Source organism: Enterobacter cloacae complex sp. OE43NF (assembly GCF_023544405.1).
Classification (GTDB): Bacteria; Pseudomonadota; Gammaproteobacteria; order Enterobacterales; family Enterobacteriaceae; genus Enterobacter; species Enterobacter cloacae.
On sequence record NZ_JAMJFW010000032.1, the window covers coordinates 25669 to 41194 of the forward strand.

The 15526-nt window shown below is 54.1% G+C and carries 16 protein-coding genes; 9 read left to right on the forward strand and 7 right to left on the reverse strand.

Features of this window, described 5'->3' with window-relative positions; translation table 11 throughout:
• Nucleotides 1-26 precede the first annotated feature (26 nt).
• Nucleotides 27-344 carry a heat shock protein HspQ gene (gene hspQ / locus M8370_RS15500; protein ID WP_013097248.1) on the forward strand — a complete coding sequence of 106 codons (318 nt, stop codon included), beginning with the start codon at nt 27-29 and terminating at the stop codon, nt 342-344.
• A gap of 33 nt (nt 345-377) precedes the next feature.
• Here hspQ and M8370_RS15505 read toward each other — a convergent pair whose 3' ends face one another.
• Nucleotides 378-794 carry a CoA-binding protein gene (locus M8370_RS15505; protein ID WP_020689684.1) on the reverse strand — a complete coding sequence of 139 codons (417 nt, stop codon included), beginning with the start codon at nt 792-794 and terminating at the stop codon, nt 378-380.
• A 172-nt stretch (nt 795-966) separates the two neighbouring features.
• On the opposite strand from M8370_RS15505, the gene csgI reads away from it, so the two are divergent.
• Together csgI and mgsA are read left to right on the forward strand one after the other, a co-directional pair.
• Nucleotides 967-1629 (forward strand): curli synthesis inhibitor, encoded by a 663-nt coding sequence (gene csgI / locus M8370_RS15510; RefSeq protein ID WP_095455502.1) that lies wholly within the window; start codon nt 967-969, stop codon nt 1627-1629.
• Between the two features lie 80 nt (nt 1630-1709).
• Entirely contained in the window at nt 1710-2168 is a 459-nt protein-coding gene (mgsA, locus tag M8370_RS15515) for a methylglyoxal synthase (protein WP_250021294.1), read from the forward strand.
• 83 nt (nt 2169-2251) lie between these two features.
• On the opposite strand, the gene helD is transcribed toward mgsA, so the two are convergent.
• Nucleotides 2252-4306, reverse strand: coding sequence for a DNA helicase IV (helD, locus tag M8370_RS15520; RefSeq protein ID WP_250021296.1), 2055 nt, complete (start codon nt 4304-4306; stop codon nt 2252-2254).
• Nucleotides 4307-4428: 122 nt separating this feature from the next.
• Between helD and M8370_RS15525 the strand changes: the two genes are divergently transcribed.
• Nucleotides 4429-4875 (forward strand): YccF domain-containing protein, encoded by a 447-nt coding sequence (locus tag M8370_RS15525; RefSeq protein WP_013097253.1) that lies wholly within the window; start codon nt 4429-4431, stop codon nt 4873-4875.
• A 19-nt stretch (nt 4876-4894) separates the two neighbouring features.
• The gene (gene yccS / locus M8370_RS15530; RefSeq protein ID WP_095440304.1) at nt 4895-7057 is read left to right on the forward strand and encodes a YccS family putative transporter; all 2163 of its coding nucleotides are present in this window, start codon (nt 4895-4897) and stop codon (nt 7055-7057) included.
• On the opposite strand, the gene M8370_RS15535 is transcribed toward yccS, so the two are convergent.
• The gene (locus M8370_RS15535) at nt 7014-7640 is read right to left on the reverse strand and encodes a TfoX/Sxy family DNA transformation protein (RefSeq protein ID WP_013097255.1); all 627 of its coding nucleotides are present in this window, start codon (nt 7638-7640) and stop codon (nt 7014-7016) included. The genes yccS and M8370_RS15535 overlap by 44 nt on opposite strands.
• A gap of 217 nt (nt 7641-7857) precedes the next feature.
• On the opposite strand from M8370_RS15535, the gene sulA reads away from it, so the two are divergent.
• Nucleotides 7858-8367 (forward strand): SOS-induced cell division inhibitor SulA, encoded by a 510-nt coding sequence (gene sulA / locus M8370_RS15540; protein ID WP_013097256.1) that lies wholly within the window; start codon nt 7858-7860, stop codon nt 8365-8367.
• Between the two features lie 354 nt (nt 8368-8721).
• Nucleotides 8722-9777 (forward strand): porin OmpA, encoded by a 1056-nt coding sequence (gene ompA / locus M8370_RS15545; RefSeq protein WP_141237438.1) that lies wholly within the window; start codon nt 8722-8724, stop codon nt 9775-9777.
• Nucleotides 9778-9840: 63 nt separating this feature from the next.
• On the opposite strand, the gene matP is transcribed toward ompA, so the two are convergent.
• Entirely contained in the window at nt 9841-10293 is a 453-nt protein-coding gene (matP, locus tag M8370_RS15550; RefSeq protein WP_013097258.1) for a macrodomain Ter protein MatP, read from the reverse strand.
• A 186-nt stretch (nt 10294-10479) separates the two neighbouring features.
• Between matP and M8370_RS15555 the strand changes: the two genes are divergently transcribed.
• Together M8370_RS15555 and fabA are read left to right on the forward strand one after the other, a co-directional pair.
• A complete protein-coding gene (locus M8370_RS15555) occupies nt 10480-12240 on the forward strand; it encodes an AAA family ATPase (protein ID WP_250021298.1) in 1761 nt (586 codons plus the stop codon).
• Nucleotides 12241-12308: 68 nt separating this feature from the next.
• Nucleotides 12309-12827 carry a bifunctional 3-hydroxydecanoyl-ACP dehydratase/trans-2-decenoyl-ACP isomerase gene (fabA, locus tag M8370_RS15560; protein ID WP_000227926.1) on the forward strand — a complete coding sequence of 173 codons (519 nt, stop codon included), beginning with the start codon at nt 12309-12311 and terminating at the stop codon, nt 12825-12827.
• A 72-nt stretch (nt 12828-12899) separates the two neighbouring features.
• Here fabA and rmf read toward each other — a convergent pair whose 3' ends face one another.
• From rmf to pqiB, 3 genes are all read right to left on the reverse strand, one after another.
• A complete protein-coding gene (rmf, locus tag M8370_RS15565; RefSeq protein WP_013097261.1) occupies nt 12900-13067 on the reverse strand; it encodes a ribosome modulation factor in 168 nt (55 codons plus the stop codon).
• Nucleotides 13068-13322: 255 nt separating this feature from the next.
• The gene (gene pqiC / locus M8370_RS15570) at nt 13323-13889 is read right to left on the reverse strand and encodes a membrane integrity-associated transporter subunit PqiC (RefSeq protein WP_102752519.1); all 567 of its coding nucleotides are present in this window, start codon (nt 13887-13889) and stop codon (nt 13323-13325) included.
• Entirely contained in the window at nt 13886-15526 is a 1641-nt protein-coding gene (gene pqiB, locus M8370_RS15575) for an intermembrane transport protein PqiB (protein WP_013097263.1), read from the reverse strand. Before pqiB ends, pqiC begins: the two co-directional genes overlap by 4 nt.

Here is a 15526-nt window from a genome sequence, read left to right on the forward strand (position 1 = left end):
TAAGTAGTGTTTCCCGGGAGGTGACTATGATTGCCAGCAAATTCGGTATCGGCCAGCAGGTCCGCCACACTTTGCTCGGGTATTTGGGTGTGGTCGTGGATATCGACCCGGAGTATTCCCTTGATGAACCGTCGGCGGATGAGCTGGCGGTGAACGCAGAGCTTCGCGCCGCACCCTGGTACCATGTGGTGATGGAAGGTGATGATGGACAACCCGTCCATACTTATCTTGCTGAGGCGCAGCTAAGCAGTGAATTGCAGGATGAGCATCCGGAGCAACCCACGATGGATGAACTGGCTCAGACTATCCGCAAACAGTTACAGGCTCCGCGCCTGCGGAACTAAGCGTGTAAAAAAAGCCCGATAACGGGCTTTTTTTTATGACTTTGTCAGCCCCAGCCGGGGGATTTCAATCGCCGGACAGCGGTCCATCACCACCTTCAGCCCCGCCTCGCGCGCCAGCACCGCAGCCTGTTCGTTAATAACGCCTAACTGCATCCACAGCGTTTTCGCACCGATGGCAATGGCCTCCTGCGCCACACCCCATGCAGCCTCGGAATTACGGAACACATCCACCATATCCACCTTTTCCGGTACGTCGTTTAGCGTGGCGTATCCTGGCTGGCCCAGCAAGGTCTTACCGGCCACTTTTGGTGACACAGGGATGACGTGGTAGCCCTGATCGAGAAGGTACTTCATTACCCGATAGCTTGGACGATCCGGTTTATCGCTCGCCCCCACCAACGCAATGGTGCGTGTGGACGTCAAAATCTCGGCAATATCATTCTCTTTCATGCTTTTCCTCCTGGCTTTTTAACAAGTGTATGTCAAAGCGCACATCTCAACCATCCATCCCATACAGATGTATGAGAGCAAAAGGCCAGAATATGTCTATATGTTAGTAAACATGATTATCGACAAATTTAGATACATTATCGCGATAAGCGTACGTTAAACAGGAGCCTCTATGAAAGCCGGCCTTGCCACTGCTGTGATTGCGTTAGTGATGCCGGTTTGCGTTTTTGCAACCACGCTGCGGCTTTCTTCTGACATTGACCTGCTGGTGCTGGACGGAAAAAAAGTCTCCAGTTCGTTATTACGCGGTGCCGACAGCATCGAACTGGATAACGGCCCTCATCAGGTGGTGTTCCGGGTGGAAAAAACCATCCGCCTTGCTAATCATGAACAACGAACGTATCTCTCTCCCCCGCTGATTATGAGCTTTAACACCCAGCAGGTAAGCCAGGTGAACTTTACGTTGCCGCGTCTGGAAACGGAAAAAGAGTCGGCGACGTTTGACGCCTCGCCGCGTGTGGAACTGGTGGATGGCGATGCCACCCCGATCCCGGTGAAGCTGGATATTCTGGCGCTGACATCGTCACCGACGGGCACAGATTATGAGGCCGCAACCCAGGCCTATAACAAAGCGGGTAAGCGCGCCTCGCTGCCCCGGTTTGCCTCCATGATGGCTGACGACAGTACACTGCTGTCCGGCGTCTCAGAGCTGGATGTGATCCCCCCTCAATCCCAGACGCTGACAGAACAACGCCTGAAATTCTGGTTTCAGCAGGCCGATCCCGACACGCGAGCCCGCTTTTTACAGTGGGTGAAGCAACAACCTTCGTCGTAAGCCACATTTTTTTCGCCTTTCTCTTGCAGCATCAGGCGGTTCCCGTCATCGTGTAGCCAGTTAACCTGATGGATATGATTATGGAACTGACAACACGCACATTACCGGCACGCAAGCACATTGCGCTGGTTGCGCACGATCACTGTAAACAAATGCTGCTTAACTGGGTTCGTCGCCATCAGTCCTTGCTGGAAAAGCACGCCCTCTCGGCGACGGGCACCACCGGTAACCTTATCCACCGCGAAACGGGTCTGGAGGTGAACGCCATGCTGAGCGGCCCGATGGGTGGCGATCAGCAGGTGGGCGCACAGATTTCTGAGGGGAAAATTGATGTTCTGATCTTCTTCTGGGATCCGCTGAATGCGGTTCCGCATGACCCGGACGTGAAAGCGCTGCTGCGTCTTGCCACCGTCTGGAATATTCCCGTGGCGACAAACCTGTCGACGGCGGATTTCATCATTGAATCACCGCAGTTCAACTCGCCGGTTGAAATTCTCATCCCGGATTATCAGCGTTATCTTTCCAAGAGACTGAAGTAGCGTTATGCCCGGCGGCGCTACGCTTGCACGGGCCAACGAGTTTTGTCGGCCGGGTCAGGCGAAGCCGCCACCCGGCAATCCCGCTACGGCTTGCGCGCCACCGGCACATCAATACTCTTCAGAATATCGACAAACACTGACGGCTCCTCTTTGTTGAACAGCAGCCACACGCGATGACGCGCGCGGGTGATCGCCACGTACAGCAAACGCCGCTCTTCGGCATCCGGGAAATCCTCCGGTTCCGGCAGTAATGCTTCTTCCATCACCGACTCACGGGCAGGGGCCGGGAACCCATCGCTCCCCTCTTTCAGCCCGACCACAATGACGTAATCGGCCTGCTGGCCCTTGCTTGCGTGGATGGTCATAAAATCAAGCTGCAGCTTCGGCCAGCGAGTCGCCGCCTTCTCCAGCGCCGCAGGTTTTAGATGGTGATAACGCGCCAGCACCAGAATACGTTCATCTGGCTTTGCGTAGCCGCTGAGTTTGTCCAGCAGCGGCTCAAGCTGGTCGTCCGCCAGCAGGGTTACGGCTTTTTTATCTCCCGCCCTCAGACTATTAAGCGGCTTGGCCAGCTGATGGGGGTTCTGCTGAATAAAGCGGTTCGCAATTTCACCAATTCGGGAGTTAAAGCGGTAGGTGGTATCCAGATCGCTGCGATCGCCTTCGCCAAAATAGTGATGGAACGCGGTGGTCAGTGAAAGCTGCGCGCCGCTAAAGCGGTAGATGGCCTGCCAGTCATCCCCGACGGCAAACAGAGAGGTATGTTTATTTTGCGCCCGTAACGCCGAAAGCAGCGCGGCACGCTGCGGAGAGATATCCTGGAACTCATCAACCAGAATGTGTTTCCACGGACTGACAAAGCGTCCCTTCTCCAGAATGATGATGGCCTGATGGATCAGGCCTGAGAAGTCGACGGCGTTTTCCTCCTTCAGCGCCGTTTTCCAGGCTTTCAGCAGCGGTGCCATCAGTTTGACCCGCTTTGAAAAAAGCGCGCGGATGTCCTCCGGCGCACTCTCAATCATCTCGGCTTGGGTTCCGCCGTGCATACGCATCAGGCTCACCCAGCGGTCGAGACGCGAGCCAAGCCGTCGCGCCAGCTTTTCATCCTGCCAGAAACTGCCTTCCGGCACGTCCCAGTTGAGCTCGTCTTCCAGCCATTGTCGCCACCCTTTCGCCTGCGCTTTTTTCTCGCTGCACTGCTGCCGCCACGCCTTAATAAACAGGGCCTGACGCGCCTGGGTGTCGTTTTCCAGTTTACTGATGGAAGGGACTTTTTTGCTGCCCTGCTGAATGATGTGCAGGGCAAGGGCATGGAAGGTTCGGGCGGTAATATCCCGGGTGTGCAAACGCTCCTGAATGCGTTCGTCCATCTCCTGCGCCGCCTTGCGACCAAACGCCAGCAGCAGGATCTGATCGGCGACGGCCTCGCCCGTTGTCAGCAACCACCCCGCCCGCGCGACCAGTACGGACGTTTTGCCGCTCCCGGCCCCCGCGAGCACCAGCAGCGATTGTTCGCCGTTAACCACGGCGCGAGCCTGGGCAGGATTCAGCGGCGACGACTCCACCGTACTGAAGAAATCGGCATAGCGGGTGAGCATTTCGTCAGTCCACGCCTGGTTATGCGCCAGCCGGCTCTTGTCTGCGTCGCTCAGCCAGGCCTGACACTGTCGCCAGGCGTCACGGCAATTATCAAACTCATTGAGACGCGTCACCGGTAACGGCAGCGCCGACAGCGCCTGCCTGATTTTTTGCTGCAGACCGGCGGTCTGCTGACGGGTCAGCCATGTTTGTTGGGCATTACTCTGCGCGATATCACTCAGCACCTGCTGCAGGACCTGTGCGGCTATCACGCTCATATCGTGACTCCACTGCTGCCAGAGCTGGTTCAGATGATGATGAAAACGCTGGGTTTCGCCCCACTCCGTACCGTGAAGACGCACGACTTTATCCGCAGGGAGCACAAACTCCAGTTCGCCCCATACCAGCCCGCGTTTGCAGTGGATGGCCAGGAGTTGATTGAACGGAATGAGGTATTCGTGGCGTTCACCGGAGACCTTTACTCCCGCGTTGAGGAGGACAACCTTGTCGTAAGGGTGTTGCGCCAGGCGTTTGCCCATTGAAGTTGCTTTCAGTTCCATATCCAGCCGGATCCACGAAGAGATAATTGCCTGATAGTTTAACTGCCAGTTTTAAGGTGCTCCAGCCTAAAAAAACGTTACAATCATTGGGCGTTAATTTTATCGAAAGGAAGTGAGGGTTTATGCGTACCGTTCTGAATGTGTTGAATTTTGTGCTGGGCGGTTTTGCCACCACCCTTTCCTGGCTTTTTGCCACCCTGGTGAGCATCGTCCTGATTTTTACGCTTCCCCTGACCCGCTCCTGCTGGGAAATCACCAAACTCTCCTTTATCCCTTACGGGAATGAAGCGGTTCACGTTGACGAACTGAACCCGGAGAATAAAAGCGCGCTGATGAACACGGGCGGAACCGTGCTGAACATTCTGTGGCTGATTTTCTTCGGCTGGTGGCTGTGCGTAATGCATATTTTTGCCGGTATTGCGCAGTGCATCACAATCATTGGTATTCCGGTGGGGATCGCGAACTTTAAGATCGCCGCCATCGCTCTGTGGCCTGTCGGGCGCAGGGTGGTTCCTGTTGAAGTGGCCCAGGCGGCGCGTGAAGCGAATGCACGTCGTCGTTTTCAGTGATTAAGGACTGGCCGCGTCTATGCTAAGCCCACTGCTTCGCCGTTACACCTGGAACAGCTCCTGGCTCTATAACGTCAGGATTTTTATCGCACTTTGCGGCACGGTTGCGCTGCCGTGGTGGCTGAACGATGTCAAGCTCACCATTCCGCTCACGCTGGGGGTGGTTGCGGGAGCGCTGGCGGATCTCGACGATCGCCTTGCCGGGCGTCTGCGCAACCTGGTCATCACCCTTGTCTGCTTTTTTATTGCCTCCGCGTCCGTGGAGTTGCTGTTCCCGTGGCCGTGGCTGTTTGCTCTAGGCCTTACGCTTTCCACCAGCGGGTTTATTTTGCTGGGTGGGCTGGGGCAGCGCTATGCCACCATCGCGTTTGGCGCCCTGCTGATTGCCATCTACACCATGCTGGGGGTGTCACTTTACGACCAATGGTATCAGCAGCCTGTACTGCTGTTGCTGGGGGCCATCTGGTATAACCTGCTGACGTTAACCGGCCATCTGATCTTCCCGGTTCGTCCTCTGCAGGATAACCTTGCGAGAAGTTACGAGCAGTTGGCCCACTATCTTGAGCTCAAATCCCGGCTGTTTGACCCGGATATCGAAGAGGAGAGCCAGGCTCCGCTCTACGATCTGGCTCTGGCGAACGGCCAGCTTGTCGCCACGCTTAACCAGACAAAAGCGTCGCTGCTTACCCGTCTTCGCGGCGACCGTGGCCAGCGAGGGACGCGCAGAACGCTGCACTATTACTTTGCCGCTCAGGATATTCATGAACGCGCCAGCTCGTCTCATGTTCAGTATGCGGCCCTGCGCGAGAAGTTTCGCTACAGCGACGTTATGTTCCGCTTCCAGCGTCTGCTTTCCATGCAGTCCCAGGCGTGCCAGCAGCTGGCGCGCTCCATTCTGCTGCGCACGCCTTATCAACACGATCCACGCTTTGAACGCGTGTTCAGCCATCTTGATGCGGCAATTGACCGCGTGCGAGCCAGCGGAACGTCGCCGGAGCACATTAAAGCGTTGGGATTTTTGCTCAATAACCTGCGGGCGATTGATGCTCAGCTGGCAACGATTGAGTCTGAACAGGCCATGGCGCTGCCGGGCAATGAGGCGGACAGTCAGCTCGCGGATGACAGCGTGCACAGTTTTAGCGATATGTGGCTCCGGTTAAGCCGAAACTTTACGCCGGAATCTGCCCTGTTTCGCCATGCGGTACGCATGTCGCTGGTGCTGTGCGTGGGCTACGCCTTTATCCAGATCACCGATTTACACCACGGGTACTGGATCCTGCTGACCAGCCTGTTCGTCTGCCAGCCGAACTATAACGCCACCCGACACCGCCTGGCGCTGCGTATTATCGGCACGCTGGTGGGGGTCGCAATCGGGCTACCGGTGCTCTATTTTGTACCCTCGGTGGAAGGCCAGCTGATCCTCATCGTAATCACCGGGGTGCTGTTCTTCGCCTTTCGTAATGTACAGTACGCCCACGCGACGATGTTCATCACCCTGCTGGTGCTACTCTGCTTTAATCTGCTGGGCGAAGGGTTTGAAGTCGCCCTGCCCCGCGTGATCGATACGCTGCTCGGCTGTGCTATCGCCTGGGCGGCAGTGAGTTTTATCTGGCCCGACTGGCGTTTTCGTAATTTGCCGCGCGTCCTGGACAGGGCGATGAATGCCAACTGCCGCTATCTGGATGCCATTCTTGAACAGTACCACCAGGGACGCGATAACCGTCTGGCTTACCGCATTGCCCGACGTGATGCGCATAACAGCGATGCTGAACTGGCTTCCGTAGTCTCGAATATGTCAACGGAGCCGCGCGCCACGGCAGAAATTCGTGAAACGGCTTTCCGCCTGCTGTGCCTGAACCATACCTTCACCAGCTATATCTCAACGCTCGGTGCCCACCGCGAAAAACTGACAAACCCGGGCATCCTTGCCTTGCTGGATGATGCTGTCTGCTATGTCGATGATGCGCTACATCACCGCCCAGCCGATCAACCGCGTGTCCAGCAGGCGCTGGATGAACTGGCTCAACGGATTGCGCATCTTGACCCAGGAAACGACAGCAAAGCGCCGCTGGTTCTCCAGCAGATTGGTCTGCTTATCGCTCTGCTGCCAGAAATTTGCCGACTGCAACAGCAAATCGCTACCTGGAGGAGCGATTCTCCTGTGGCTCAGGCAGCGCATTAAACCACTCCGTCAGCTCCCGGCGAATTTCCGCCGGGAGTGCCGCTTCATGCAGGCCCTCAATCGCCCCTTCCAGGGCAAACAGTACTTTGATACTGAGCGCTTTATTTTTTGCCCGCAGCTTTAGCCAGCTCGTTCTGGCTCCCAGCGACCGGAGGGTATCTTCGTTGGTAATCCCGGCTTCACAGAGCAGCACTTCCAGCTGAAAAGTCAGGTTGGGCAGATCCTTAAGCCGGTTTCGCTGGTAGCGCTGGATGCGCTCTTTACGCGCGGCATTAAGCGCGTAAGAGGAAAGCTGAAGCAGCCGCTCCCTGTCCTGCCAGAGACCGTCATCCACACGATAATAGTTGAGAAGGATCGGCCGGCCGCGTTTCATTAAGGTCAAAAAGGAGGATCCGTTTTTTACACAGTACTTCGCACTTTCCTCACAGGCGCGAAGGTAAAGCTCACCGTCTGACACCATGGCAAACACCGCCTCATCGACGGCCAGGGTATAGCCACCAAAAAGCGCACGATGATGAATTTCTCCTAATGGAGAGAGGTATTCCTGGGATTTATAAATCCGTTCATAAGATATCTTTTTCATGATATTTCCATTAAAAATCAGATATTAACGACGACATTTCTTACTAACGGATCCGTTAACAGGAAAATAGGCAACTTATTGCCGATGAGCAAGATGATTTTTTCAGGTTCGCCAGGAATGAATGAATTTTGCGAGTCGCTTTCCGAAATTGAGGTTGATCTTTATGCATACAGGGGTTACTGTATATTCATACAGTAACTACAGGGCTGGAATGATTATGTACACTTCAGGCTATGCAAATCGCTCAACATCTTTCTCTTCTACCGCTGGCGATGTCGCACAGAACGCCGTCGGGCGTGTTTCGACAGGGCTTATCAGTGAAGTGGTTTATCGTGAAGACCAGCCCCTGTTGACCCAACTTCTGTTACTGCCGCTCTTGCAGCAGCTTGGTCAGCAATCGCGCTGGCAGCTCTGGCTGACGCCGCAGCAGAAACTGAGCCGGGAATGGGTTCAGTCTGCAGGCCTGCCGCTGACGAAGGTCATGCAAATTAACCAACTCTCTCCTTGCGATACGGTTGAGTCGATGATCCGGGCATTACGTACAGGGAATTACAGTGTGGTGATTGGATGGTTATCAGACGAATTGACGGAGCAGGAACATTTTCGCCTCACCGAAGCGGCAGAAGAAGGCAATGCGATCGGCTTTATCATGCGCCCGGTTCGCCAGGATTCTTACCGCAGAGGACAACTTTCTGGGCTAAAAATTCACTCAAATTTGTATCACTGAGCAAATTTAAGAGTTTTCCTGGAATTTTTTTCGACCTTAAGATGCGCTTTTAGTTCCATCGACCAAAACGGCGGCAAGGCTTGTCTGGTGCGGTTCTTCTTAATTTTATTGCACAAATTTCGTTCAGAAATTGTTAAATAATCGGTATACGGAACTTTTTTTTTCATATGCCTGACGGACTTCACACTTGTAAGTTTTCAGCTACGTTGTAGACTTTACATCGCCAGGGGTGCTCGGCCTAAGCCGAAGATATCGGTAGATTTATATTTGACCACGCCCCCCGGTGAAGGATTTAACCGTGATTCTCGATTGAGATTTTCATGGCGAATTTTGGATGATAACGAGGCGCAAAAAATGAAAAAGACAGCTATCGCGATTGCAGTGGCACTGGCTGGCTTCGCTACCGTAGCGCAGGCCGCTCCGAAAGATAATACCTGGTATGCAGGTGGTAAACTGGGCTGGTCTCAGTTCCACGACACCGGCTGGTACAACAGCGCAAACAACAATGATGGCCCGACTCACGAGAGCCAGCTTGGTGCAGGTGCGTTCGGTGGCTATCAGGTTAACCCGTATGTTGGCTTTGAAATGGGTTACGACTGGTTAGGTCGTATGCCATATAAAGGCGACACCGTAAACGGCGCTTTCAAAGCTCAGGGCGTTCAGCTGACCGCTAAACTGGGTTACCCAGTAACTGACGATCTGGACGTGTACACCCGTCTGGGCGGCATGGTATGGCGCGCTGACTCCAGCAACAGCAACGCTGGTGACGACCACGACACTGGTGTTTCCCCAGTATTCGCTGGTGGCGTTGAGTGGGCTATGACCCGTGACATCGCTACCCGTCTGGAATACCAGTGGGTTAACAACATCGGTGACGGTGCTACCGTTGGTGTTCGTCCAGACAACGGCATGCTGAGCGTAGGTGTTTCCTACCGTTTCGGCCAGCAGGAAGATGCAGCACCAGTTGTTGCTCCAGCGCCGGCTCCAGCTCCAGAAGTACAGACCAAGCACTTCACTCTGAAGTCTGACGTTCTGTTCAACTTCAACAAAGCGACCCTGAAACCAGAAGGTCAGCAGGCACTGGATCAGCTGTACACCCAGCTGAGCAACCTGGATCCTAAAGACGGTTCTGTAGTGGTTCTGGGCTTCACCGACCGTATCGGTTCTGACGCTTACAACCAGAAACTGTCTGAGAAACGTGCTCAGTCTGTTGTTGATTACCTGATCTCTAAAGGTATCCCAGCTAACAAGATCTCCCCACGTGGTATGGGCGAATCTAACCCAGTTACTGGCAACACCTGTGACAACGTTAAAGCTCGCGCTGCTCTGATCGACTGCCTGGCACCAGATCGTCGCGTAGAGATCGAAGTTAAAGGCGTTAAAGACGTTGTAACTCAGCCAGCGGCTTAAGTTATCGTCTTATAAAAAAACCCCGCGATGCGGGGTTTTTTATTATCTGAAGAAACTCAAAAGTTATTTTTTACCCAGCAGCGCCTGAAGATCGTTCTTCAGCGTAGACATCTGGTTGGCGTATTTCTCTTTATGCTCGGCATCTTCAATCAACTGCACCACCGTTTCTGACAACGTTTTTCCCCGCCGTTGCGCAAGCCCTGCAAGACGCTGCCAGACCATGAATTCGAGGTCGATGGATTTTTTACGGGTGTGCTGATGCTCAGCATTAAAATGCCGTTTGCGTCGTGCGCGGATAGTTTGCTTCATCCGGTTCAACAGTGCCGGATTGATATGTTTCTCAATCCAGCCATTCACCTGTACCGGTTCATTTTCGAGGGTCAGCAAAATATCCACGGCCTCTTGTGCGGCGCTGGCTTCGATGTAGCAGGTAATCAGCTCCCCTTCTCGGTGCTTTTTGACCAGGTACTTCCATTTCCAGCCGCTTTCGAGATTTTCCAGTTGTTGATATTTCATTGCGATCTCAGTGTTACCACGTAACTCTGTTCAGAATATCAGTTTTTTAGCAATCTGCTGAAAAGAAATCATATCCTGTGAAGCATTGCAGGCGATTCGCTTCCCGAAAACCCCAATCCTGCTTGGGAAGAGCCCCCCGCTTACGGTATACTCCACGGTTTTACATCTGACTAAAAAACATCAACTTTGACCATTACGAAACTTGCATGGCGTGACCTTGTTCCGGATACCGAAAGTTATCAGGAATTGTTTGCACAGCCAGACCTCGCACAAGAACACGAATTCATACTTAGCGATACACAACCGCGTTTGCATTACGCACTGGAGCAGGTGTTAAGCCCGTGGGCGACATCTCCCTTCATGCTGCTCAAAGCCCCGGAAGAAGCCGAGTATTTAACGCTTCTGGGTGATGCCATGCGCCAGTTGCAGCCGGAAGCCAATGCTATTTACGGCGGTCAGTATCGTATTTCAGGACATGATGTCTCTTTCGAACCCGCAGAACAGGCTGATGGCCGTTTTGCGGTAAAGGGCGAAGTGGTATCCGCTAACTGGGCCGAGGCCGAACAACTCTTTGGTTGCCTTCGCCAGTTTAACGGTGAGTTATCGCTGCAACCGGGCCTGGTGCATCGCGCCAATGGCGGCGTACTGATCATTTCCCTGCGTACCCTGCTCTCCCAGCCGCTGCTATGGATGCGCCTGAAAACGATTGTGAGCCAGCAACGATTTGACTGGGTGGGCTATGACGAGTCTCGTCCTCTGCCGGTCTCTGTCCCTTCCATGCCGCTGTCGTTGACCGTGGTGCTGACGGGTGACCGTGAATCGCTGGCTGATTTCCAGGAAATGGAGCCGGAGCTGGCTGCACAGGCAGTGTACAGCGAGTACGAAGACAATATTCAGATTGCTGATGCCGATGACATGGCGCAGTGGTGTCAGTGGGTGATGGCCGTTGCTGCCCGCTTTGCCCTGCCGACGCCTGCGGCTGACGCCTGGCCGGGACTTATCCGCGAAGCGGTTCGCTATACCGGTGACCAGGAGACGCTGCCGCTGTGTCCGCTCTGGATCAGCAAACAGCTGCGTGAAGTGGGTGCGATCAGTGGGAATGGCGCATTTACCGGTGAGCAACTTTCCCAGATGCTGGCCCAAAGAGAGTGGCGGGAAGGCTATCTGGCCGATCGTATGCAGGATGAAATTCTGCTGGAGCAAATTCTGGTCGAGACCGAAGGCGAGCGCATCGGACAGATCAATGCCCTGTCGGTGATTGAATTTCCCGGGCATCCGCGTGCGTTTGGCGAGCCTTCACGCATCAGCTGCGTCGTCCATATTGGCGATGGCGAGTTTACCGACATCGAACGGAAAGCCGAGCTGGGTGGAAACATCCACGCCAAAGGCATGATGATCATGCAGGCGTTCCTGATGTCAGAGCTGCAGCTTGAGCAACAAATCCCCTTCTCTGCCTCGCTGACGTTTGAGCAATCCTACAGCGAAGTGGATGGTGATAGCGCCTCTATGGCCGAGCTGTATGCCTTAATCAGCGCCCTGGCGGAAGTCCCGATCAATCAGAACATCGCCATTACCGGTTCGGTCGATCAATTTGGTCGTGCCCAGCCAGTGGGGGGCCTGAATGAAAAGATTGAGGGCTTCTTCTCTATTTGTCAGCAACGCGGGTTAAACGGCAAACAGGGTGTGATTATTCCAGCCCCCAACGCACGCCATTTAAGCCTCAGCCAGGCACTGCTGGATGCGGTAGAGCAGGGACAATTCTCCCTCTGGGCCATCGAAGGCGTCGAGGATGCACTACCCTTACTGACAAACCTGGTATGGGACGGCGAGGGACAAACGACCCTGATGCAGACCATCCAGGAGCGCATTGCTCAGGCGACCCAGCAAGATGCTCGTCATCGTTATCCGTGGCCGTTACGCTGGTTAGGTTGGTTTAGTTCAAACTGATCGGACTTGTTCAGCGTACACGTGTTAGCTATCCTGCGTCCTTCACTAAAATAAGGCTTACTGAGAACATGGTAGATAAACGCGAATCCTATACAAAAGAAGATCTTCTTGCCTCTGGTCGCGGTGAACTGTTTGGCGCGAAAGGCCCACAGTTACCGGCCCCGAACATGCTGATGATGGACCGTGTCGTGAAAATGACCGAAACCGGCGGCAACTTCGATAAGGGTTACGTAGAAGCAGAACTCGATATCAATCCGGACCTGTGGTTCTTCGGTTGCCACTTTATTGGCGATCCGGTAATGCCTGGCTGCCTGGGCCTGGATGCGATGTGGCAGCTGGTTGGCTTCTACCTGGGCTGGCTGGGCGGCGAAGGTAAAGGCCGTGCGCTGGGCGTGGGTGAAGTGAAATTCACGGGTCAGGTTCTGCCAACTGCGAAGAAAGTGACCTATCGTATTCACTTCAAACGCATTGTTAACCGCCGCCTGATTATGGGCCTGGCGGATGGCGAAGTGCTGGTAGATGGCCGTCTGATCTATACCGCGAACGACCTGAAAGTGGGCCTGTTCCAGGATACATCTGCTTTCTAAACGCTGCTATACGCGGCTTCAGAAAGGCGAAACCTCCGCATTGCGGAGGTTTCTGTTTTTAAAGAGACGTTATCAGGCTATGAGTGCCCTGTCGCCGATGGCTTCTCGCCAGCCTCCCAGCCATTGTGACCTTTGATTAATCGTCTGATAAGGACACATTTCTTTAGATCGTCCAGCGATGCCGGCCTGATAACCACGTTGATGAGCCCGTTCCAGGCGATCTCGTTTCTGTCTCTTCATGCCTCGTTTCCCTCATTCTTTTGTCTGGTGGAAAGAAAACAGTGACTGCACAATGCGTGCAGGCACAGATAACGAATACCCCGAATTAGTCGTAGCGTCAACGTTCAAAATTCATACGGATGTCATATTTGTGAGCTAGCCAGAAGATCATTTGTACAAAAATTGTGACCCGGGACAAGTAACGGTCTGACGTGAAAACGAAAAAAAACCGCAATCAGTGGCAGACCGATTGCGGTTTTTGATGATGAATTTTACTTATGGCAGCCGGGAGATTTCTCTCGCGATGTTGGCCGATTCCTGTGCCCACCCCTGGGCAAGCACTTTCACCATTTCATCATAGCCATCTTTTTGCTGCTTGAGCTCCAGATGGAACGGACGCTTAATCAGCTGTCCCTGATGGTTAAGCAGCCATTCTCCGCTGATGACAACGGCACCGTCATAACGACCATGGAAGCCCGTTACCGTCACGTTCAGCGTGTCCTGGTCGCTTCCAAGAGGCTGGGAGGCGACAACCCAGCCCGGAAGCTGGCTGCTGAGATTCGCCACCAGCGTATTGCGCAACTGTTGATCCAGCGGGCTGGCCCACAGGTTATTATTCGCAATCACATACTGCACATCGCTGGTCTGGTAAACCACCCCGTTGCCGGCCAGATAATCTGGCACAGCCACTTGCTCAACCCACAGCAGACGGTTGCCCTGCGAGGCGGTGCTCTGTGCACCCGCCTGCGCCATCAGCGGCAGCTGATAGTAGCTTTTCGTTTCACTCCCTGAGCTACAGGCCGTGAGCACCATCGCACCTACAATCGCTAGCCATTTTTTCATTGTTTCGCCCTCTTCGGCTCAGGATCCTTTTTATCTTTTGCTTCAAACACCAGCGCGTTGCTCTTCTCATTGAGCGTTTTCAGTACGGGCTGCAGTTCACGCAAGACCTGATCAAGACGCTGCATATCTGCCACCATCTTGTTGTAGGCCGCCGAACCAGGCTGGAAGCCCTGCATGCTACGGTTCAGTTCACGCAGCGTTTTCTGCATATCCTGCGGCAACTGCTGCATGCTCTGGCTTGCCGTGAGCTTATTGATGTTATCCAGCGTGGTTTGCAGACGCTGCATCGTCTCCTGGCTCTGATGCAACGAGCCTGTCGCCGCTTCTATCATCGGATTCAGTGGCAGATTGTTGATCTTATCCAGTGTTTCCATCAGACGCTGCTGGATTTGAGCCAGACCGCTGCTCACCGTTGGAATGATCTTGTAGCCGCCAAATTCACGGATACCGGTAATCGGCGGAGCTTTTGGATAGAAATCCATATCCACATACAGCGCACCAGTCACCAGGTTGCCAGTCTTCAGCGAGCCGCGCAGGCCACGGTTCATTAAATCGGTAATATGCGCGCCGATATCCTGATTCTCGCCAATCTGGTTAACCAGACGCTCTGGCTCAATGCGGATCAGCACCGGAATACGATAGTCATCATCAAGTACTTGCTGAAGTCCCGGCACAAAGAACGGCACCTGTCCGACCGTACCCAGACGAATACCGCGGAACTCAACGGGCGCACCCGGCTGCAGGCCGCGGACGGAATCTTTAAAGAACATCAGGTAATCAATATGATCGGTATAGAGCGCGTCCTGAATGCTTCTTTGATCGTCAAAGAGCCTGAAGGCCGTTTTCTCGGCCACCGGCTGCCCCAGATCCAGCCCTTCCGGCACGTCAAAGCTGACGCCGCCGCCAAACAGGGTGGTCAGCGACCCCATTTCAACGCGCATACCTGCTGAGGTGAGATCGACCGCGATCCCGCTGTCTTTCCAGAAGCGTACGTTGCTGGTCACCAGACGATCGTTTGGCGCATTGATGAATAGCTGATAGCTGATGGTCCTTTTTTGCGGATCAAAGGTGCTGGTCTCGACTGAGCCAACACGATAGCCGCGGAACAACACCGGGTCGCCAGGTGAGAGCTGGCCCGCTTTTTTACTGTCGAGAATCACGCGGATCCCTTTTGCATCAGGCGGCGCAAGCGGTGGAGAGTCTAAAAGCTGATACTGGGCTGGCTGCGCCCCTTTTGCCCCCGGCTGTAGCTCAATGTACGCGCCCGAGAGCAGCGTGCCTAAACCACTGATCCCTTCCCGTCCGACCTGCGGTTTAACCACCCAAAAAACGGAGTCACCGTGAAGCAGCTTTTCCATCCCGGCATTTAACCGCGCTTTAATTTCTACGTGCGTTAAATCATCCGTCAGGGTGGCGCTTTCAACCACCCCTACATCCACGCTGCGGCTTTTGATGGTCGTTTTACCGCCCTCAATCCCCTCGGCATTGGTGGTGATGAGCGTCACTTCCGGTCCCTGATGGCTGTAATGATAAAACAGGATCCATGCACCGATCAGCGCCGTCACGATGGGAAAAATCCACACCGGTGACCAGTTTTTGACCTTCTGCACTTTCGCCTCTCCACTCTTATTTTCCAT